Origin of the sequence: Amycolatopsis rhabdoformis (genome assembly GCF_035918295.1) — a bacterium.
In the GTDB taxonomy this organism is placed as follows: Bacteria; Actinomycetota; Actinomycetes; order Mycobacteriales; family Pseudonocardiaceae; genus Amycolatopsis; species Amycolatopsis rhabdoformis.
Window position 1 is genome coordinate 10,004,296 of the sequence record NZ_CP142149.1, and the last position, 21,806, is coordinate 10,026,101.

General features: G+C 69.5%; 12 protein-coding genes and 2 tRNA genes. 11 read left to right on the forward strand and 3 right to left on the reverse strand.

The genetic code is table 11. The annotated features are described in order from the left end of the window. Positions 1-36: 36 nt before the first annotated feature. Both VSH64_RS46605 and VSH64_RS46610 read right to left on the reverse strand, forming a co-directional pair. Positions 37-951: a nuclear transport factor 2 family protein gene (locus tag VSH64_RS46605; RefSeq protein ID WP_326569141.1), complete on the reverse strand. Its 915-nt coding sequence runs from the start codon at positions 949-951 to the stop codon at positions 37-39. A 78-nt stretch (positions 952-1,029) separates the two neighbouring features. After that, entirely contained in the window at positions 1,030-2,370 is a 1,341-nt protein-coding gene (locus tag VSH64_RS46610) for an ankyrin repeat domain-containing protein (protein WP_326569142.1), read from the reverse strand. A gap of 1,516 nt (positions 2,371-3,886) precedes the next feature. Between VSH64_RS46610 and serA the strand changes: the two genes are divergently transcribed. From serA to VSH64_RS46650, 8 genes are all read left to right on the forward strand, one after another. Further along, complete coding sequence (serA, locus tag VSH64_RS46615) at positions 3,887-5,485, forward strand: phosphoglycerate dehydrogenase (protein ID WP_326569143.1); 1,599 nt, start codon at positions 3,887-3,889, stop codon at positions 5,483-5,485. A gap of 272 nt (positions 5,486-5,757) precedes the next feature. After that, on the forward strand, positions 5,758-9,099 hold the full coding sequence (locus tag VSH64_RS46620; RefSeq protein ID WP_326569144.1) for a S8 family peptidase: 3,342 nt from the start codon (positions 5,758-5,760) through the stop codon (positions 9,097-9,099). Between the two features lie 291 nt (positions 9,100-9,390). Next, positions 9,391-10,431 carry a 3-isopropylmalate dehydrogenase gene (locus tag VSH64_RS46625; protein WP_326569145.1) on the forward strand — a complete coding sequence of 347 codons (1,041 nt, stop codon included), beginning with the start codon at positions 9,391-9,393 and terminating at the stop codon, positions 10,429-10,431. 1,202 nt (positions 10,432-11,633) lie between these two features. Continuing rightward, positions 11,634-12,620: a FecCD family ABC transporter permease gene (locus VSH64_RS46630; protein WP_326838221.1), complete on the forward strand. Its 987-nt coding sequence runs from the start codon at positions 11,634-11,636 to the stop codon at positions 12,618-12,620. Next, a complete protein-coding gene (locus tag VSH64_RS46635; RefSeq protein ID WP_326569146.1) occupies positions 12,621-13,409 on the forward strand; it encodes an ABC transporter ATP-binding protein in 789 nt (262 codons plus the stop codon). After that, on the forward strand, positions 13,402-14,406 hold the full coding sequence (locus tag VSH64_RS46640; protein WP_326569147.1) for an ABC transporter substrate-binding protein: 1,005 nt from the start codon (positions 13,402-13,404) through the stop codon (positions 14,404-14,406). The genes VSH64_RS46635 and VSH64_RS46640 overlap by 8 nt, the downstream gene beginning before the upstream one ends. A gap of 210 nt (positions 14,407-14,616) precedes the next feature. Beyond that, positions 14,617-16,239, forward strand: coding sequence for a citramalate synthase (gene cimA, locus VSH64_RS46645; RefSeq protein ID WP_326569148.1), 1,623 nt, complete (start codon positions 14,617-14,619; stop codon positions 16,237-16,239). A 343-nt stretch (positions 16,240-16,582) separates the two neighbouring features. After that, positions 16,583-17,356, forward strand: a complete 774-nt coding sequence (locus tag VSH64_RS46650; protein WP_326569149.1) for a fumarylacetoacetate hydrolase family protein — start codon at positions 16,583-16,585, stop codon at positions 17,354-17,356. 341 nt (positions 17,357-17,697) lie between these two features. On the opposite strand, the gene VSH64_RS46655 is transcribed toward VSH64_RS46650, so the two are convergent. Next, entirely contained in the window at positions 17,698-18,939 is a 1,242-nt protein-coding gene (locus VSH64_RS46655; protein WP_326569150.1) for an FAD-dependent oxidoreductase, read from the reverse strand. Positions 18,940-19,283: 344 nt separating this feature from the next. Between VSH64_RS46655 and VSH64_RS46660 the strand changes: the two genes are divergently transcribed. The 3 genes from VSH64_RS46660 (at position 19,284) to VSH64_RS46670 (ending at position 20,416) form a co-directional block, all read left to right on the forward strand. Then, positions 19,284-20,120: an HAD family hydrolase gene (locus VSH64_RS46660; RefSeq protein WP_326569151.1), complete on the forward strand. Its 837-nt coding sequence runs from the start codon at positions 19,284-19,286 to the stop codon at positions 20,118-20,120. Positions 20,121-20,170: 50 nt separating this feature from the next. Continuing rightward, positions 20,171-20,242: transfer RNA gene (locus VSH64_RS46665), tRNA-Gln, on the forward strand. Between the two features lie 101 nt (positions 20,243-20,343). Next, positions 20,344-20,416 (forward strand) — tRNA-Glu (locus tag VSH64_RS46670). Positions 20,417-21,806: the final 1,390 nt, after the last annotated feature.

Genomic DNA, 21,806 nt, shown 5'->3' on the forward strand with positions numbered 1-21,806 from the left:
TGACCGGCGCACCATCGGCCCGGCTGTTCACCTCGTTCAGACGTGGTTCGGTGACATTTCCGTCGTCACGCGGGCGATCAGCTCGGGCAGCCGGCCGGCCGCGGCCGCGAGCGCCAGGTGGTCGCCGTAGTCGCGGGACTCGACGATCAAGCCGTCGCGCACGCGCATCGCGAAGATGTTGTTGACGCGGAACGGCGTGGCGCCCAGTTGCCCCTCGTAGGCGAACTCGCCGATGAGCACCTCGGGGTCGGTGCCCTGGTAGGTCACGAGGTCGGTGGCCTGCATGCGGATTCCGAGCTCGCCGGCCAGCGCGAAGTGCGTGCGCAGGTCTTCGCGGGACGTCAGCACGGACGCGCCCGGCAGGAACGGGTGACGGACGTCGGGCTGCTCGGCGTAGAGATCCGGAAGTTCCGACCACCGCTGATCGGAAACGCCGAAGCAGAGCCGCTGGAACACGCCCAGCGGGCTCTTCCGGTCGGCGAGCTGCGCCGGCCGCGGCTGGACCGGGCCGGGTCGTCGCTCCGGGACTTGCGCGTACGCGTCGGCCAGGTTGGCCGCCGCGCCCTGGACGGCGGCCATCCGCAGGAAGTCGTGGTAGTCGCGGCTGTGGACGATCAGCCCGTCGCGGACGCGCAGCATCTGGATGTTGTCGGTCTCGACCGTTTCGCCGCTGCGCGGCGACGCCACCCGGTACCGGTACTCGGCGACGATCACCTCGGGGTCCGTGGTCTCGTGCACGACGACGTCGCCGGCCGAGATCCGCAGCGTTGCCGCCAGGGGACTCACGAACCGCTCGTGCACCGCGGCCCGCCCCTCGATGCGGCCGGGCACGGGGATCGCGGTGGGGTGCTCGACCACGGCGTTCTCCGCGTAGAGGCGAGAAAGCTCGGCGAACCGGCCGGCGGTGATGCCCTCGAAGAGCCGTTCGAAGACCTCGCGGGGTGTGGCCATGGTGTCCTCCCAGAAGATGAAACGGAGTCCGTAGTCCGTCTCGCCGGATCGACGATACGGACTACGGACTCCGCTTGTCTACCGGGCGTTGGCCAGCAGCTCGCGCGCTGCGGGGCTGTCGCACGCGTCGGCCCAGCCTTCGGGTGTGGAGTTCCAGAGGCCGTCGCGCGCGTCGAGGTCCGCGCCGGCCGCGACGAGCACCTCGATCACGTCGAGCCGGTTGCTCTGCGCGGCCAGGTGCAGCGCGGTAATCCCGACGCCGTGCCGCGGCCCGCCGAACGTCCCGACGCGATTCACGTCGGCGCCCAACTCCAGTAACGTCCGCACGGCCGCGATCTGGCCCTGCGCGGCCGCCCAGGTGAGCGCGGTGCCGCGGTAGACGTCGGCGTCGAGGTCCGCCCCGCGCGCGGCGAGCGTGCGCAGGGCGTCGACGCGATCGTTGCGCGCGGCCCAGCTGAGGGCTTCGTCGCGGATCTCTGCCGGATCGTCGCTCGGGCGCCACAACGGGAATCCGCTGTGGGGCCGGTAGAACTCACGGTGCGCACCCGCCGCCGGCGCGAGTGTCCCGTTCGGACGGACGAGTTCGTCGAGCAGCTCGGCGTCCCCGATACCCGCCGCGACGCGGAGGTTGCGAGGGGACCGCTCGTGCACCGCCAGTTTTTCGGCGACGGTCCGGTTCCCCCAGAACAACGCGACCACCAAGGGGGTTCCGCCGTCGCCGCGCGCCGACACGTCGAGGGGCGCGCCGGCGTCGATCAGCAGGTCCGCGAGCAGCGGCAGATTGCTGTACGCGGCCTGGTGCAACGGTGTCCAGCCGTGGGTGTTGCCCCGCGAGGGGTCGGCGCCGCGGTCGAGGAGAACGCGCGAGAGGCGTTCGTCGCACGTGGCGCCGGCCATGCCGAGCAGGTCGTTGCCGTTGGTGCCGCGCGCGTGCACGAGCTCGGGGAACTCGTCGACCACGGCCGCCAGCCCGTCGACGTCCCTTGCCTCCAGGAGGCGAAACGCCCGCGCGAACGGTTCGCCGCTCTCCGGCAACGCCGCGACGTGCTGCCGCAACCCCCGCCACGACCCGAACCCGTGCTCCTTCGCGACAACCGTGCGCGCGCCCTCGCGCGTCAACGGCTGCTCGTGGCGCTCGAACGCCTCGCGCGCCCCGGCCGTCCCGTCCTCGGCGGACGCGAGCAGGCCGAGGGCGCGTTCGCTGTAGTACTCGGTGTCGGCGTGGTACGCGTGCTGCAGGTTCGGCCCGCCATCGACGACGCGCCGCACGTACGCCTGCAACTTCGGCCAGCTCGGAAACCCGTGCCCGCGCGCCACGCGGAACTGCGCCTCGGACAACTTGATCGACTCGGCCCGCGCCAGCTCTTTCGCGCGTTTGCGCAGCTGGGCGAGATCGGGTTTGGCAGGCAACGCGGCCATGGGGGAGTCCTTCCTTCCCTCGGTTCGCCCGTGGTCCGCCGGCACCGGGCAGGGAAGAAGGGGCGCACGCACCGCACTCACTTCGGGGGTGGGCTCAGCCCTTTCCGCGGACAGGACGCGGCCCTCACCGCGCGCTGCCACTGTACCGCCCGGCGGCCCGGCTTTCGCCTCTCAACGGCGACGACGGGCATCGTCGGATGTGGGCGTGGTGGGTTCGGAGGTGGGGAAGGGATGAAGGTCCCGTTCATGCTTGCGCTGGTCACTGAGGGTGCGATCTCGGCAGTGAAGGCGCCCTTCGCGGCCATCGCGGTCGCATCCGCGTCGCTGAAGGGATGAAGGTCCCCTTCATCCCCGAGGAGACTGCGATGGGTGACTGGATGTGGGTGACGGGTCCGTTCATGCCTTGCCGAGAGGCGGCGCGATCCGTGAAGGGGTGAAGGTCCCCTTCATGCCAGAGGCGAGCGCGATGGGTGACGTGAAGCGGATGAGCGGACCGTTCATGAGTTGCTGGACACCGATGCGGCCTGCGGCGCGCCGCCGGTCCCTTGGTGCGCCGAGCGGAACGTTGGCGACCGGCTACGGCTGAACTGACCCTTCACGCGTTCGCCGCGCACCAAGGCCGACTGCGAATTGGTGAAGGTCCCCTTCAGTGCCGGCAGGTCGCGATCGGTGACCGAATTTGGCTGAGGAGCGGGTCGCGCGTTGCCGGGCATCGTGATGTGGTCTGCGAGGCGGCGAAGGTCCCGTTCGCCCGCCGACGGGTCGCGGGGCGTAACCGAATTCGGCTGAGGAGCCGGTCGCGCGTTGCCGGGCATCGTGATGCGGTCTGCGAAGCGGCGAAGCTCCCGTTCGCCCGCCGACGGGTCGCGAGGGGTGACCGAATTTGGCCGCGGAGCCTCTCGTACGTTGCCGGGCATCGCGATGCGGGTTGCGAAGCAGTGAATGTCCCCTTCATCCGCCGGGAGACTGCGATACGTAACTGGGTTTCGTGACGAGCCCGTCGCAACTGCCTACCGAGTCGGAGGCAACCGACAAGGCGTGAAGGTCCCCCTCGTGCCCGAACACCAACCCACCCACGGCGCTCCGACGAAGCCGTGAAGGTCCCGTTCATCCCCAAGTCCGTAACCCCAAGCACCCCCAAACGAATGAACCTCCCCCTCACCCACGAGAGCGCGTCGGCGTATTTGATCCCCTTCACCCCAATTGCCCCACCCTCCCCACGCCTCAACATCCCACCAGGTGGAACGCACAAAACGCCACCCGAACCCCACCCCCACCGAACCCACCCCCAGGCCGTTTTCCTTGCCGCAAACCCATTCCCCACCCTCGGAACCCACCCCGACAACGGCCACCCTGACCGGCCCAGCGACCAAGTTTTCCCCGGATTACGAGCGAGTTAACAACGCGGGCAGCACCGGGGCCCCCAACCGGGCTAAACTCCCGCCCATCCGGGCACAACGGCGTGCGCCGTAGGAGAGCGTCCTCGATTTCGTGACCAGATAGTGGGAGCCGCATCGTGACCAAGCCCAGCAAACCCGTCGTCCTCATCGCGGAGAAGCTCGCGCCTTCCGTGCTGAGTGTGTTCGGTGACGAGGTAGAGGTCCGGCATGTGGACGGCACGGACCGTCCCGCGCTGCTGGAGGCGGTGAAGAGTGCCGACGCGCTCCTGGTGCGATCCGCGACGAAGGTCGACGCCGAGGTGCTCGCCGCGACCACGCAGCTGAAGGTCGTCGCCCGTGCGGGTGTCGGGCTGGACAACGTCGAGGTGCCCGCCGCCACGGAGCGTGGCGTGCTGGTGGTCAACGCGCCGACGTCGAACATCGTGTCCGCCGCCGAGCACGCCGTGGCGCTGCTGCTGTCGGTCGCGCGCCGCGTGCCGGCCGCGGACCAGAGCCTGCGGGCCGGCCAGTGGAAGCGCAGCTCGTTCTCGGGCATCGAGCTCAACGGCAAGACCGTCGGTGTCGTCGGTCTCGGCAAGATCGGGCAGCTGTTCAGCCAGCGTCTGGCCGCCTTCGGCACGAAGCTGATCGCGTACGACCCCTACGTCTCGGCCGCCCGCGCCGCGCAGCTCGGCATCGAGCTCGTGCCGCTGGACGAGCTGCTGGCGCGCGCCGACGCGATCTCCATCCACCTGCCGAAGACGCCCGAGACCAAGGGCCTCATCGACGCCGAGGCGCTCAAGAAGACCAAGCCGGGCGTGATCATCGTCAACGCCGCGCGCGGCGGCCTGATCGTCGAGGAGGCGCTGGCGGACGCGATCCGCAGCGGCCACGTCGGCGGCGCCGGCATCGACGTGTTCGTCACCGAGCCGACCACGGAAAGCCCGCTGTTCGAGCTGCCGAACGTGGTCGTCACGCCGCACCTGGGCGCGTCCACGTCCGAGGCGCAGGACCGCGCGGGCACCGACGTCGCGCGTTCCGTGCTGCTGGCGCTGCGCGGCGACTTCGTGCCGGACGCGGTGAACGTGTCGGGCGGCGGCGCCGTCGGTGAGCACGTGCGGCCGTACCTCGCGCTCACGCAGAAGCTGGGCCAGGTGCTCACCGCGCTGAGCCCGAAGGCGCCGACGTCGGTGACCGTCGAGGTCAAGGGCGAGCTGTCCAGTGAGGACACCTCGGTGCTGCAGCTCGCGGCGCTGCGCGGTGTGTTCGCCGGCGTCGTCGACGACCAGGTCACCTTCGTGAACGCGCCGCGCCTGGCCGAAGAGCTGGGTGTGCAGGTGGACCTCGTCACCGAGAGCGAGAGCCCGAAGTTCCGCAGCCTGGTCACGGTGCGTGCGGTCCACGCGGACGGCGCCACGCTCACCGTCTCCGGTTCGGTGACCGGCAAGGACGAGGTGGAGAAGATCGTCGAGGTCAACGGTCGCCACTTCGACCTGCGCGCCGAGGGCCACGTGCTGCTGCTCGAGTACCCGGACCGGCCGGGCGTGATGGGCCGCGTCGGCACGCTGCTGGGCGAGGCCGGCATCAACATCGAGGCCGCGCAGATCAGCCAGACCACCGACGGTTCCGACGCCGTGATGCTGCTGCGCGTCGACCGCCACGTGGACAGCAACGTGCTCGAGCCGATCGGCGCCACCGTGGGTGCGCACACGATCCGCGCGGTGGACTTCAACTAGTTCCGCCGGCTTTTCGAAAGCCCCTTTCCCCGTCGCTTCGGCGGGGGAAGGGGCTTTCCTCATGAGGAGGTCGCCCAGACGGGCAACATTCGCATAACGGAGCATTTTCGCCACGAAAGTAGGTGTTTCGGGCAGCTAGGTTCACTGCCGCGAGGCAGAACCACGCACCGTGAGAGCACGGTGCGGCGCCGGTGCTCACCTGTCGGGGGCGGTTGCCGGGGAGCGCCAGGCAGGTTCGCGATCCAGGCCTCCAACGAAGGGGTTGGGTACTCATGAGCAGATCCCGGTTGCCGGGGTGGGCTGCGCGGTCGACGGCTGTGCTCGCCGCGGCTGTGCTGGCCGCGGCCGTCACGACGGCGTCCGGCGCGGCGGCGCAGACCGCGCCGCTCGCCGACCCGGTCGCGCAGGCCAAGGTCGCCGCCGCGGGGTTGCAGGGCAAGATCTCGCCGCGGCTCGACGCCGCACAGGGCAAGGTCACCGCGTTCGTGGAGCTGGCGAAGAAGCCCGCCGTCGACGCGTTCAACGCCGAGCAGAGCAAGGGTTCCGGCAAGGAGAAGGCCAAGCAGGCCGCGCGCGCCGCGAAGGCTGACGTCGCCGCCACCGTGAACGCCGTCGTCGGGCAGCTCAAGAAGGCCGACGCGGGCACGAAGCTGGTCACGCAGACCTCCAACGCGGTCGCGGGCGCCGTGGTCACTGCCGACGCGGCGAAGATCCGGGAGCTCGCGAAGCGGCCCGACGTCGTTTCGGTGCGCACGGTTGTGCCGAAGACCAAGAACAACGCCAGCGCCGAGCAGCTCACCAACACGCTCGCCAGCTGGCAGCAGACCGGCAAGTTCGGTGACGGCATCCGCGTCGGCGTGATCGACGACGGCATCGACTACACCCACGCCGACTTCGGCGGCCCCGGCACGCCGGCGGCCTACCAGGCGGTGGACCGGACCAAGCCGTCGCCGCTGTTCCCGAGCGCGAAGGTCGTGGGCGGCACGGACCTCGTCGGCGACGACTACGACGCCGAGGGCAAGACCGGTTCGCCCACGCCGAAGCCGGACCCCAACCCCATCGCGTGCGGCGAGCACGGCACGCACGTGGCCGGCACGATCGCGGGCTTCGGCGTGAACGCCGACGGCTCGACGTTCACCGGCAACTACAAGAAGCTGAACAAAAAGCAGCTCGACGCCATGCGCATCGGCCCGGGCACCGCGCCCAAGGCGTTGCTCTACGCGCTCAAGGTGTTCGGCTGCACCGGTTCGACGAACGTCACGTCGCAGGCGCTCGACTGGGCGCTCGACCCCGACGGCGACGGTGACTTCACCGACCACCTCGACATCGTCAACCTGTCGCTGGGCAGCGACTTCGGCGCGCCGGACGACCCCGACTCGCTGTTCGTGCGCAAGCTCGCGCAGAACGGCGTCCTGCCGGTCCTCGCGGCGGGCAACGGCGGCGACCTCAACGACGTCGCGGGCTCGCCGGGCAACACGCCCGAAGCCCTCACCGTCGCCAGCAGCCGCGACGCCGGCGAGCTGAAGGACGCGCTCGACGTGACCGCTCCGACGCCGGGGCAGCAGCCGGGCCAGTACAGCCAGGACTACACCGGCTACGACACGCTCGACCTCACCGCGCCCGTGGTGCCGATCTCGGCCGCCAATAACGCGGGCTGCGCCGCCTTCTCCGCCGAGGACAAGGCCAAGGTCGCGGGCAAGTTCGTGTGGCTGGAGTGGGACGACAACGACTCCACCCGCGCCTGTGGGTCCGCCGCGCGCGCCAACAACGCGCAGGCCGCGGGCGCCAAGGGCGTGGTGCTGTCGTCCACTTTGGAGCACCCGGCCGCCGGGATCGCGGGCAACGCGGGCGTGCCGATGTTCCAGCTCACCGGCAAGGCCACCACGGCCCTGCGTCCCGGCCTGACCGCAGGCACGCTCTCGGTCCGGTTCTTCGGCGCCGGCCGAGCGAGCCTGCAGACGACCGACAAGACCATTGTGGACACCCCGAGCTCGTTCACCTCGCGCGGCGGCCGTGGGCCGTCGGTGAAGCCGGACGTGACGGCTCCCGGTGACACGATCACGTCGGCGTTCCGCGGCAGCGGCAACGGCCGCCTGTCGATCTCGGGCACGTCGATGGCCACCCCGCACACCGCGGGCATCACGGCGCTGGTCCGCCAGACGCACCCGGACTGGACCGTCGAGGAGGTCAAGGCCGACGTCGTCGGCTCGGCCACGCACGACATCACCGACGGCGCGGGCCACACCTACGCGCCGCAGCGCGTCGGCACCGGTCGCATCGACGCGAAGGCTTCGCTGGACAACCAGGTGCTCGCCTACGTGCAGGACGATCCGGGCGCCGTGAGCGTCACGTTCGGCACCGTCGAGGTGGCGGCACCGGTCACGCTGTCGAAGACGATCAAGGTCGTCAACAAGGGCGTGAAGGCGGCCGAGTACTCGGTGGCGTACGAAGCCGTGAACTCGCTGCCGGGCGTGCAGTACACAGTGGACAAGAGCTCGGTGAAGCTCAACCCGCGCGGCGTCGCGACGGTGAAGGTGACGCTGACGATCAGCGACCCCAAGGCGTTGCGCAAGGTCATGGACCCGACCATGGAGGCCACGCAGGCCGGGCTCGCCCGCCAGTTCGTGGCCGACGCGTCGGGCCGCGTGGCGTTCACGCCGAAGAGCGGCGCCACGGTGCCGCTGCGCGTGGCCGTGTACTCGGCGCCGAAGCCGGTCTCGGCCGTCACGACGCCGGCCGGCGTGCGCTTCGGCGGGAACCAGAACCAGGCCGTGCTGAACCTGGGCGGCAAGGGCATCGACCAGGGCAGCGGCGCGCAGCGCTACCGCTCGCTGGTCAGCGTGCTGGAGCTGCAGGCCGAATCGGCACAGCTGCCGGAGTGCGGCGCGGGCGTCTCGTCCGAGTGCACGCTCAACGGCACCGCGAAGGGCGGCGACCTGCGCTACATCGGCGCGGCGTCGACGGCCCCGCTGGCCAAGGCGCAGGGTGAGCCGGAGAACGCGATGCTCGCGTTCGGCCTCACCACCTGGGGCGATTTCGCCAACCTGGGCAGCAACACGATCCCGTTCGTCGACTTCGACACCACGGGCGACGGCAAGCCGGACTTCGAGACCTTCGTGACGAAGGCCACGGAGACCGACGTGCTGCTGGCGGCCACGGTTTCGCTGACGCAGCCGGGCAACCCGACGGTGGATCTGCAGGCCGTCAACGGTCAGCTCGGTGACGTGGACACCAACGTGTTCGACACCAACGTGATCGTGCTGCCGGTCAGCATCGCCGCGCTGGGCATCGACCCGACCGCGGCTTCGCACCGCATCAGCTACACCGTGGGCACGGCGGGGTACTACGTCGCGCCGGGCAGCACCGACGGGTTGATCGACTTCGTCGGCACGCCGCTCTCGTTCGACGCGCTGGCGCCGGCGTTCTCGGTGCAGGGCGGCGGTGACGCGGCCCTCGGCTACGTCGCGAAGCCCGGCACCCAGCTCGTGGTGAACCGCAACGCGGCCGCCGTCGCCGGTGACAAGCCGAAGGGCCTGCTGGCGATCGAGCACCACAACGCGGCCGGCTCGCGCGCGGCCGTCGTGCGGATCGAATCGGCGGTGACGCGGCCGTGAGGCCGGCCCCGTCACCCGCTCAGGCGGGGTGACGGGGTCCTCCGATCGGGGAACGCTTGTCCTGCTGGTCAGGTTTCCCGAATAGCGGTGATGAGGGGGCTTTCCGGGTCGTCGAGACCCGGGAAGCCCCTTTGTCTTCACCCGTTCAGGTGTCTCACCCTGCGGGAGGATGCGGCATAAGGGTGGTGCGGCTACGGCGTCTTGTCTACGGCCGGTAACCTTCCGCTGCTGGCGTTTTCTTGCGGATGGGCCATCGGTGCGTTCGGTGGCCTGGTCTACGGAGGTGTGTGGATGCGGCTCGCGGTGATCCCAGGTGACGGGATCGGGCCCGAGGTGGTCTCCGAGGCGCTCAAGGTGCTCGGTGAAGTAGCACCGGCGGCGGAGATCACGAACTACGACCTCGGTGCCGCGAGGTGGCACTCGACCGGGGAACTGCTCCCCGAATCGGTGCTCGGCGAACTGCGTCAGCACGACGCGATCCTGCTCGGCGCGGTCGGCGACCCGACGGTGCCCAGCGGCATCCTCGAGCGCGGCCTGCTGCTGCGGCTGCGCTTCGAGCTCGACCACCACGTGAACCTGCGCCCGGCGCGCCTCTACCCGGGCGTGCGCGGCCCGCTGGCCGATGCCGGCGAGGTCGACATGGTCGTGGTGCGCGAAGGCACTGAAGGCCCGTACACCAACAACGGTGGCCTGCTGCGCAAGGACACCGAGCACGAGGTCGCGACGGAGGTCAGCGTCAACACGGCGTTCGGCGTCCGCCGGGTCGTCGCCGACGCGTTCAACCGCGCCGAAGAGCGGCCGCGCAAGCACCTCACGCTGGTGCACAAGACCAACGTGCTCGAGTACGCCGGGTCGCTGTGGTCGCGAATCGTCGAGGAGGTGTCGCTCGAGCACCCCGACGTCACGGTCGCGTACTCCCACGTCGACGCCGCCACGATCCACCTGGTCACGGACCCGTCGCGCTTCGACGTGGTCGTCACCGACAACCTGTTCGGCGACATCCTCACCGACCTCGCGGCCGCCGTCACCGGTGGCATCGGTCTCGCGGCCAGCGGCAACCTCGACATCACGCGCCGCAACCCGAGCATGTTCGAGCCGGTCCACGGCAGCGCCCCCGACATCGCCGGCCAGGGTCTCGCCGACCCGACGGCCGCCGTGCTCTCGGTGTCGCTCCTGCTCGACCACCTGGGCCACAAGGAGGCCGCGCGCCGCATCGAGGCGTCCGTGGCCTTCGACCTGGCCACGCGCGACCAGGCGTCGCCCGGCACCACCCAGGCCATCGGTGACCGGCTCGCCGCGCTCGTGTCGTCGAACGTGCGCTCCGTGAACTGACCCTGCTTTTCAGGAACCCCCGCCGCGGAAGACCGGTCGAACTCCGGCGCTGACCCGCAACGGTAGGCCCGCGGTCCATCTCCTTCGGACCGCGGGCGAGCCCGACACCGGCGGTGGTTCTCGCACCACCCTCGTCCCTCCCGTCGCGGTCTACGGGAGACGACACCCTCTCCTCCTTTGTGGCGTGGCTGCCGTCTTCTTTTGTGGACCCCCGAGCAGATCGGGTCCTGTCGGTGCCACCTCCGAGGTTCTCGTCGTCCGGCGGTCCGGAGTCCGAGTCATCCGTTCCCGCGGCGTCCGGTTCCGATGACCCGGGTTCGCCGTTCAGCGGCGATTCCCTGCATGACGGCTCTGTGCGGGCCGATTCGGCTTCGCCGATACCCCGGCTGTCGTCGGCTGGCGCGGCTTCGCTCATATCTCCGTCGTCGTCGGCCGGCGATGATTCTTCGCGCGACGACGACGTCGTTGGCTTGGCCGACTCGGCTCCACAGGTGTCGTCACTGGCGTCGCCGTTTGGTGGCGAACCCGAGCAGGGCGGTAGTTCAGCCGCTGATGATTCGCGGCTGACCGAATCCGGCGTGCGCGAATCTGAGCTGTCCACCGGCGTCCCCGACTCGGAGTTGCAGCCGTCGCCGAAGATCGGCGACTCCGCGTCGGGCGCCGTCGACCCGGTCCGCTCGCCGACGCGATGGCCATCCTCGGCGTTGCCGTTCAGCGGCGAGCCCGAACATTCCGGCCACGCCGCCGATGGTCGGCCTTCGACCAGGCGCGAATCCCCCGAGCCTGGGTCGTTGACCGCGGCTTCGAGCACGCTACCCAGGGCGTCGTCGATCAGTGGCGAATCCCGTCCCGACGGATCCACGCCGGTGGGTTCCGCTCCGGCCGGTGTCGGTCTGGCCGGTTCCGCTCCGGCCGAGTCGGCGCCGGCGTTGCCATTCAGCGGCGAGGCCCAGCGTGGCGGCGAAGTCGCCACTGCTTCGGCGCCGCCGGCCGGGCTCGGTGCTCCAGGTGAATCCGGTCCGTCCACCGGAGTACCCGAAGCGCTGTCCCGGCCATTGCCGCTCAGTGGCGAATCGCGGCCACGGCCCGAATCCGCTGGTGGAGCGTCCGCCCCGTCAGCGGAACACCCTCAACGGACCGGACCCGAGCCGTCGAAGCGACGACGTGTCGGACCCATTCTCGTCGGTCTGGTCGTGCTGTTGATGTTGTCCATTGTCCTCGCTGTCGGCATCGGAACGGTGGCCGTGCCGATCACCCACACGTGGGAATTTCTCCGCGCCGGACTCCTCGGCGGCACGATTCCCGCGTCGGATGTCGGGCAGTACCGGATCATCTGGGACATCCGGTTGCCGCGGGTGGTGCTGGCGGTGGTCGTGGGCGCGGGGCTGGCGACGGTGGGCGTCGCGATCCAGGCGATGGTGCGCAACGCGCTGGCGGAACCGTTTGTGCTCGGCATCTCGTCCGGGGCGTCGGTGGGGGCGGCCGCCGTGACGTTGTTCGGTGTGTTCGCGTCGCTCGGGATCTACGCGCTTTCGGCGGGCGCGTTCCTGGCCGCGCTGGCCGCGACGGTGATCGTCTACCTCGTCGCCCGCACGCGGCAAGGCCTCACGCCCCTTCGGCTCGTGCTCACCGGCACAGCGCTGTCCTACGGATTCTTCGCCGTGACCACGGTGCTCGTCTTCCAAGCGCCCAACGGCGAGGCCGCTCGCTCCGCCCTTTTCTGGCTGCTGGGCAGCCTCGCCGGCGCCAACTGGGGCTCGCTGCCGATCGCGGCGGCCGTTGTGGTGGCCGGCACCGCGTTGCTGCTCGCGCTGGCCGGCCGGCTCAACGCGTTGGCCATGGGCGACGAAGCGGCGACGACTCTCGGCGTTGATGTCGCGAGGCTGCGGGCGGTGCTCTTCGTCGTGTGCGCGGCCATGACCGGTGTGCTGGTGGCCGTGAGCGGGGCGATCGGTTTCGTCGGCCTGATCCTGCCGCACCTCGTGCGGCTTGTGGTGGGCGCCGACCACCGGCGGGTGCTGGCCGTCGCGCCACTGGCCGGTGCGGTTTTCCTGGTGTGGGTGGATGTTGCTGCTCGTGTGCTCGCGGCGCCGGAGGAGCTGCCGCTCGGTGTGCTGACGGCGGCTGTCGGCGTCCCGGCTTTCCTGGTGTTGATGCGGCGTCGCGCGTACGTGTTCGGAGGTGTGTGAATGGACCTCTCGCTCCGCGGGGTCAATGTCGAGGTGGCCGGTCGTGCGATCGTCGAGGACGTCACCCTCGAAGCCACCCAAGGAAAGTTCGTCGGGCTCCTCGGCCCCAACGGCTGCGGCAAGTCGACCACTCTGCGGGCCGCCTACCACGTGCTCAAGCCCTCCGCGGGCGCCGTGCTGCTCGACGGCCGTCCCCTCGACGGTCTGCCGCCGCGCGATCGAGCGCGCGCCATTGCGGCCGTCGCGCAGGAATCGCACACGGAGTTCGACTTCACCGTCGCTGAGGTCGTCGCGATGGGCCGGCTGCCGCACCAGGGCCTGCTCGACCGCATGACCGCCGACGACCGGCGCGTGTGCGCGGCCGCGCTCGAGCAGGTGGGCCTGGCGGACTTCGCCGACCGCGGCGTCCTCACGCTTTCGGGCGGTGAGCGGCAACGTGTGCTCATCGCGCGCGCTCTCGCGCAGGAGCCGCGGATCCTCGTGCTCGACGAGCCCACCAACCACCTCGACATCCGCCACCAGTTGGAGATCCTCGCCCTCGTGCGGCGAAGCGGCCCGACGGTGCTGGCCGCGCTCCACGACCTCAACCTCGCCGCCGCGATGTGCGACACCGTGCACGTCCTCGACGGCGGCCGCCTCGTCGCGAGCGGGACGCCCGCGCAGGTGCTCACCCCCGATCTGCTGGCCGCGGTGTTCGGTGTGCGCGCCCACGTGGTGCCGCATCCCGCGAACGGCCGGCCCCAGCTGTTGTTCGACCGGCTCGAGTCCGAGGAGGACAGTGATGCGTAAGACGGTCGCGATGGTCCTGGCGGCCACGCTCACCGTGACCGGCTGTGGTGCTCAGGTGTCCGAAGGGGACAGTGGTGCCACACCGGCGGGGTATCCGGTGACGGTGACCAACTGCGGTCAACCGTTCACCGTCCGGAAGCCGCCTTCGCGAGTGGTCACCAACGACATCGGCATCACCGAGCTGATGTTCGCCCTCGGCCTCGACGACCGGATGGCCGGCTACGTCGTCGACAAAGGACAGTCGGGCGGAGTCGCGTCGTCGCCGTGGAAAGGCGATTTTGCGAAGGTGCCCAAGCTCGCCGAGAAGATCAACCGCGAGGTCGTGCAGGGCGCCGGCGCCGATCTGGTGTTCGCGGGCTGGAACTACGGCTTCTCCGAGAGCAGCGGCTTCACCCCCGACACGCTCACGCAGCTCGGCATCCAGAGCTACCAGCTCACCGAAGCCTGCCGCAACGGCGTCGGCAAGCAGCGCGGCATCATGCCACCGCTCGACGCGCTGTACACCGACCTGCGCAACCTCGGCAAGATCTTCGGCGTGAGCGACCGCGCGGAACAGCTGGTGAAGCAGTACCGCGACCAGGTCGCGGCGGTCACGAACGCCGTCGCCACTCAGGGACGACGGCCCAAGGTGTTCCTCTACGACGACGGCCGCGACCAGCCGTTCACCGCCGCCCGCAACGCCGGCCCCGACGAGATCATCACCAAGGCAGGCGGCACCAACATCTTTTCCGACGTGGACGACAGCTGGACCACGGTCAGCTGGGAGGCCGTCGTCCAGCGCGCGCCTGACGTGATCCTCATCAACGACTACGGCGGCGAGGTCGGCAGCGTCGCCGACAAGGAGAACTTCCTCCGTTCGCAGCCCGGCCTTCGGGACATCCCGGCGGTGAAGCAGGGGCGCTTCTTCGCCCTGCCGTACGCGGCTCTGGTGGAGGGCCCACGCAACGCTTCGGCCGTGCAAGCATTCGGCGCCTACCTGGCCGGCCTGCCGCGTTGATCGGCTCCCAGAAAGTGGGAAGCTCCGCCCGGCACTTGGAAGCCGGGCGGAGCTGTGGCATCATGCAAACCATGACCGCCATCTCGATCATTATCGCCGAGCGCGCCGGATAGACGCTCCACAAGAGCTTCCGGCGCGCAACCTCTCGCACCCATGCGGGAGGTTTTTTTGTTGCCAGAAACAGGTTCTGCCCCGCCCCAAGGAGACACCGTGACCCGCACGGAGCCCGCCGAAACCCCTCTCGGCGACGCTTTCCACCTCTACGACACGACCCTGCGCGACGGCGCCCAGCGCGAAGGCATCACGTACTCCGTTGCCGACAAGCTCGCCGTCGCCCGCCTGCTCGACGAGCTCGGTGTGGGGTTCATCGAGGGTGGCTGGCCGGGCGCGCTGCCGAAGGACACGGAGTTCTTCGCGCGGGCGGCGAAGGGCGAGCTCGAGCTGAAGCACGCGGCGCTCGTCGCCTTCGGGTCCACGCGCAAGGCAGGCACCCGTGCGTCGGAGGATCCGCAGGTCCGCGCATTGCTCGACGCCGAAGCGCCTGTGGTCACCTTGGTGGCGAAATCCGACCTGCGGCACATCGAACGCGCGCTGCGGGTGGACGTCGACGAGGCGTGCGAGATGGTGCGCGACACCGTCGCGTTCCTGACGGGCGAGGGCCGGCGCGTGTTTCTCGACGCCGAGCACTTCTTCGACGGGTACGCCTTCTCTCCGGACACCGCGCTGCGCGTGCTCGACGCCGGCGCCAACGCGGGCGCCGACGTGGTGGTGCTGTGCGACACCAACGGCGGCCAGCTGCCGCTCGGCCTCGCGGAAACCGTGCGCGAGGTCAAGGACCGGACCGGGTTCCGCTTGGGAATCCATTGCCAGGACGACACTTCCTGCGCCGTGGCGAACTCCGTCGCCGCGGTGCAGGCCGGCGCGACGCACGTCCAGTGCACCGCGAACGGTTACGGGGAGCGGGCCGGCAACGCCGACCTGTTCGCCGTGACGGGAAACCTCGTGACCAAGCTCGGAATGGAAGTCCTCCCGACCGGAGGCGCCGCCGAGCTCACCCGGGTCTCCCATGCGCTTGCCGAAATCGCGAACCTCGCACCCGACACCCACCAGGCCTACGTCGGGTCGTCGGCCTTCGCCCACAAGGCGGGGCTGCACGCGAGCGCGATCAAGGTGGATCCGTTGCTGTACAACCACATCGATCCATCTTCCGTCGGCAACGGCATGCGGGTACTGGTCACGGAGATGGCCGGCAGGGCCAGCCTCGAGCTCAAGGGACGTGAGCTCGGGGTCGACCTTGCCGGCCGGCCCGAAGCGCTCACGAACGCGGTGCGCAAGGTCAAGGACCTCGAGGCCGAGGGCTGGTCGTTCGAAGCCGCCGACGCGTCGCTTGAGTTGCTGCTGCGCCGTGAAGTGTCGGACGCCTCCGGCGAGGAGCCGGTGACGCCGCCGTTCCACCTGGAGTCCTACCGCGTCGTCCTCGACCACCGCTCCGACGGTGAGGTCGTTTCCGAGGCGACGGTGAAGGTCCACGTGAACGGGCACCGCGTGATCGCCACCGCCGAGGGCAACGGGCCGGTGCACGCGATGGACGCCGCCCTGCGGGAAGCGCTCAGCCCACACCTGTCCTGGTTGGACACCGTCGAGTTGTCCGACTACAAGGTGCGAATCCTGCCGTCCAACCCGGGCACCCACGCGGTGACCCGGGTCCTGCTCGAATCCAGTGACGGCGAGCGGGAATGGACCACGGTCGGGGTGCACGGGAACATCGTGGAGGCGAGCTGGATGGCGTTGTGCGACGCGCTCGTCCACAAGAGCCTCACGGTTCGCGACTGAGCCCGATGTCCCTCCCTTCCGGGGCTCGGCCGTGATGTGTGATGGCGTCTTCAAGGGGTTGTCGGTGCGGTGACGTCGGCGAGATGTCGCTACAGCGATGGCGGTACGGCGGCGTTGGCTGCGGTGATGTTGATGTGGTGATGTCGGTTGAATGTGCCGTCAGGTTGCCGCATGTCAGGCGTGGGCGTCGAGGATTTCGGTGAGAAAGCGGGCGAACGGGCCGTTCGTGCCAGGTTGATCACGCTGTGCGCAGGTCGCGGCGCGAGCGGCCCGTTCGTGCCGAAACGACCGTTCGCGGCGCCGGGGGCGAGCGTCGGGGTGGCGGCGTACGTAGACTGGGCGAGTGCGTCTAGCCCGTATTGCTCATCCCAGTGGTGGTGTCGCGTTCGCTTCGATCGAGGGCGAGGGCGACGACGCCCAGGTCCTGGAGATCGCCGAGCACCCCTTCGGCCAACCGAACTTCACCGGCAAGCGCTGGCCGCTCGCCGACGTCCGCCTGCTCGCGCCGATCCTGCCTTCGAAGGTCATCGCCGTCGGCCGGAACTACGCGAAGCACGCGGCCGAGTTCGGCAACGAGGTGCCGGCGGCACCGATGCTGTTCATCAAGCCGTCGACCACGGTCATCGGTCCCAACGTGCCGATCCGGCGTCCGCGTGATGTCGGTCGCATCGACTTCGAGGGCGAGCTCGCCGTTGTGATCGGCCAGCCGGTGAAGAACGTGTCCGCCGAGCGTGCGGCGAGCGCGATCCTCGGCTACACGGTGGCCAACGACGTGAGCGCCCGCGAGCTCCAGAAGTCCGACGGCCAGTGGGGCCGCGCGAAGGGCTTCGACACGTTCTGCCCGCTCGGTCCGTGGATCGAGACGTCGCTCGACCCGGCCGACCTGGCGCTGCGCAGCGAGGTCGACGGAGACGTGAAGCAGGACGGCCGCACGTCCGACCTCGTGCACAAGGTGCCGGAGCTGGTGGAGTTCATCTCCGGTGTGATGACGTTGCTGCCCGGCGACATCATCCTGACCGGCACGCCGGAGGGCGTCGGCCCGATCGTCGACGGGGAGTCGGTCTCGATCACTATCGAGGGCATCGGCACGCTGACCAACCCGGTGCAGGACATCTGACCACGTTCCACTCGACGAGGCCCGCCGGCCATTCGCCGCTGAAAGGCGACGGCCGGTGGGCCTCCGTATTTCCCGGGGTGGTGACTGAGGTCACCGGCTCGTGGTCGGTCGCCGTTGGATGGCGACGCGGCTCTTGTCGGAAGGGGAGTCGAGGCCGTTGCCGTTGAGTGGCGAATGGCTGGGCCAGGGGTTTTTCCGAGGACTGCCGGGCGGCGATGTGGGGCGTTGCCGCGGAGTGGCTACGGGTTGCCGCCGCGGCCAGAGGGGCGCGGCGGCAACCGGTTCGGCTTCTCGGGTGGCGGCAGCTTCGCCAGTGGTGTGGGGGCGTGGGCGCGGAGCGGCTATTTCTTGCCGGCGGGTTCCATCGGGCGGCGGGCGAAGGCGGGGGCGTGTTCGGGTCGCACGCCGAGGCCCAGGAGACGCGCGGGGACGTACGCGAGTTTCGGGAACCGGGCGAAGAGCGCGATGAACTGGGGCGGCGGGCCGTCGCGGCGGCCGGCCATGACCGGGCGCATCACGGCGCGGTGGAGGAGCCGTTGCAGGGATTGGACGGCGATCGTCGGCATGAGGCGACGGGACCGGACCTTCGCGAGGTCGCGTTCGGTGGCGCGGCCGCGTAGCAGGGAATCGGCCAGGAGGGTCGCGGCGGCGACGGCGTCCTGGACGGCGAGGTTGATGCCGACGCCGCCGACGGGCGACATCGCGTGGGCCGCGTCGCCGATGCAGAGGAGGCCGTCGGTGTGCCAGCGGTGCAGGCGGTTGAGTCGGACGTCGAGGAACTTGACGTCGTCCATGGTCTCCAGTTCGCCGACGCGGTCGGCGAACTCGGGGCACACCTCGACGACGTTGCGGCGGAACTGCTCGATGCCGGCGGCTCGCAGATCTTCGCCCTTCGGGGCGAGGTAGGCGATTTGGTAGTAGCCGTTGCGGGGCAACGGCACGGCGAACCGGCGGTGGTTCATGCGCGGCATGAGCATCGAGCCGGCTTCGTGTTCGTGGCGCGAAAGCCGGAACCACCACACGTCGAAGGGGCAGTCGAACTCCCGCGGCTCGAGGCCGGCCGTGCGGCGCGCGAGCGACCAACGCCCGTCCGCGGCGATGACGAGGTCGGATTCGAGCTCGCCTTCGGCGCCGTCGGCTGTGCGGTAGCGCACGCCCGTGACCCGGCCGCCCGAGCGGAGGAGGCCGGTCATTTCCGTTTCGAGGCGAAGGGTGAACGTCGGTTCCTTCTGCGCCGATTCGGCGAGCAGGTTGAGCAGATCCCATTGCGGGACCATCGCGATGTAGGGGTGTGGAACGTTCAACAACGACAGGTCGGCGAGCTTCATGAGACCGCCGTCCTCGGTGGGGAAACCGGCCTCCCGCAGCTCGCTGTGGGGGATGGCGTCGAACTTTTCGCCGAGGCCGAGCTCGTCGAGCAGCGTGAGGGTGGACGGGTGCACGGTGTCGCCGCGGAAATCGCGCAGGAAATCGGCGTGCTTCTCCAGCACGGTCACCTCGACGCCCGCCCTCGCCAGGATCAGGCCGGCGACCATGCCCGCAGGCCCGCCACCGACGACCACACAGCGCGTGTGCTCGGTCATCCGCCTCATCTCCCCATTTCATCGACCGTTGAATAAACTCAGGATGCACCTCGGGAGGGGTTGACGTCAAGTGGTCGCCGCGTCACAGAGGGGACTGTCCACAAGGGACACGACGTCGGTTGGGGGTTGCCCGTTCGCGCAGTGTTTCGTGGCAAAGTGACCGCTTGAACCGTTTCATCGGTGTCGCACGAAGCGGTTCACTCACCCGGATGGCCGGATTTCCGTGTCGTCACAGGATCAATACTTTCCACGCACTGGGAGTAGACGGTGTGCGCCGGATCAGCGGAGCGGCAATCACCTTTTTGGCCGCGTTGCGAACGCGGCGAGTGCCCTAGCCTCACTGGGTGGATTTTGTCGCGGCACCCCCGACCCCTTCGCGAACTGCCCCTCCGGCCCCCGTCGGACCCGAACCGTGGGCGCCCCCGGAACTGCGTCTGGTCTGCCTCGACATCGATGACACGCTGATCGACTGCACCGCCGCGATTCGCCTCAGCCTCAGCGCGCTCACCGGCCGCAGTGATCTGTGGCCGCTGTGGGACCTGATCACCGAGGAGCATGTGGCGCTGGTCGTCGCGGGAAAACTCGGTTACGACGTGATGCACCACCGTCGTACCGAATGCTTTCTGGCCGAGCTCGGCATCTCCGCGGATTCCGCGCAGGTGACCGCGTTCGAGGCGCGCCGGCGCGACATCCTCGCCACGTCGTGGCAACTGTTCGACGACGTGCTGCCCTGCCTCGAGTGGCTGCGCGCTGCGGGGCTGCTGCTCGCGGCGGTGACGAACGCGTCGGGCGCGCACCAGCGCCGCAAGATCGCGGACCTCGGGCTGGCGCCGTTTTTCGACCATGTGGCCATCGCGGGCGAGCTCGGCGTGGCCAAGCCCGACCCTGTGATGTTCCACTCGGTGTGTCTGGGCCTGGCCTGCGAGCCGGCGCAGACGGTGCACATCGGCGACAAGCTCGACACCGACGCCATCGGCGCGCACGAAGCCGGCCTCGGCGCTGTGTGGCTCGACCGCGACGGGACCGGTCGCACCGGCGAACGCGCACCGGCCGGTGTACACACGGTCACGACCCTCGACGAGCTGCCTGAGCTGCTGGTTTCCGAGTATGCGACGGTCGGCGTGCCCGTCCAGCGCGCGGCGGGTACCCCCGCTGCGCAGCTGCGCGGCAGCGTGCTCTAGTATTTCTCCTCGTGCGGTGCTGAACCGGCCAAGCCGGGAAAGCGCCTCACTGGGGTATGGTGTAATTGGCAGCACGACTGGTTCTGGTCCAGTTAGTCTAGGTTCGAGTCCTGGTACCCCAGCTGCGGGGAGTGACCCACCTGCAGAGCGAGAAATCGCCTCTGGTAAGTTCTCTCCAGCAAGAAAAACAGAATAGCTCCCCGGAAACGGGGAAAGATCCTAAGCCCCCGTCGTCTAGCGGCCTAGGACGCCGGCCTCTCACGCCGGTAGCGTGGGTTCGAATCCCATCGGGGGTACAAGTAAGTCGATAACCCAGGTTCCGCGATTGCGGGCCTGGGTTTTTTGCTTTTCTGGGGTTTGTGGGGCGGGGTTGTTGGGCGGGGCTTGGATTCGTGGGATTGGCGGTTGGCGGCGGCGTCCGTGAAGTGGTGGGCGGGGAGCTTGTGCCGGTGGGTGGGGTGGAGTCGGAGTCAGGACTGAGGCCGACGCCGAAGGCTGGGTCGGAGTCAGAGTTGAGGTCGGAGCGAGGGTTCGTGCCCGGGCTGAGGTGAGAGCAGGGGCCCGGGGGTTCGTACCCTGGTCCGGGCCGAGGTCGGAGTGAGAACCGGAGTCGGACTGAGGCCGGTGCCGAAGGTTGGGCCAGGGTCAGAGCTGAGGCCGGAGCGAGGGGGTTCGTGCCAGACCGAAGCGAGAGCCGGGTGCCTGAGTTCGTGCAACCGTCCGGTCCAGGGTGAGAGTCCGAGTCGGGTTGTGCCTGGAGTCGGGTTCTGGCTGGGCGGATGAGGCTGCTGGTGATGGCCTCGCATGTGCGTCGCGGCGCGGCGCGGGGCGAACAGTGTGGCGGCTGCCGGTGGAGTGTCGTCGTCCGCGGGGCGGAGGAGCGGTCATCGTGCTTCGGTCGGCGCTGCGGACAGTGGGGTAGGGGCGGCTTGTGCGGCTGAGGCAGCGACTGGGGTTTGGGGTGGGACTCGTTCAGCTGGTGCGGCGATGTTTGGTCGCAGGTGAAAGGCCGAAGCTCGTCTGGCTGCGCGACGTGTCGAGCTGGTTGAGGCTGGGCTGGATGATGCGCGTATGTGCGGTCGGGGGAGGGCGTTCACCACTCGGTCGGCCATGCGACGCGTGGGCTGGTGGTGCATTCGCGGGCGTGGCAGTGAGTCTTTGGAGCGTGGGGTGGGCTGACCGTTGCGGGCCCGGGGTTGAGGGCCTCGGGTGACTGGGCTGCAGCGACGGAGTGATGGTCGTGAACCCTGGCGACGGTCCCAGCGGTGCTGGCTCGAGTGGCTGCGCGGGCGGGATCCTTACAGGGTCGGGCGACGGGGCGCAGGTGCTGCGGCGGTCGAGGCGCTCGATGCGGTGGGCCGGCCGTGGGGCGTCAGGCGCTGTCGTGGGCGCAAAGCGCGCTCGGCCGATCAAATGCCGTTGCGACGACGATGGTGCGCCAGGGTCAGGGGAGGTGCTCTTGCTCGTTGGCAGCGATAGGTTTTTCGCCACGGGATCGGGTTTGCCCGCTCTGGCGAGGTGTTGGAATATTGGCGACGGCTCGCTAGCGGAAATGATTGGTGAATCGTGCGGACGCGGGGAACGTGACTCGGATTGATTGATATGGCTCGTGATAGATGGGACCTGCAAAGGTCGGATATTCAAGTGCTGAGTGAATGTATTCGTGCGGGGGAGTGGGAGGCGCGC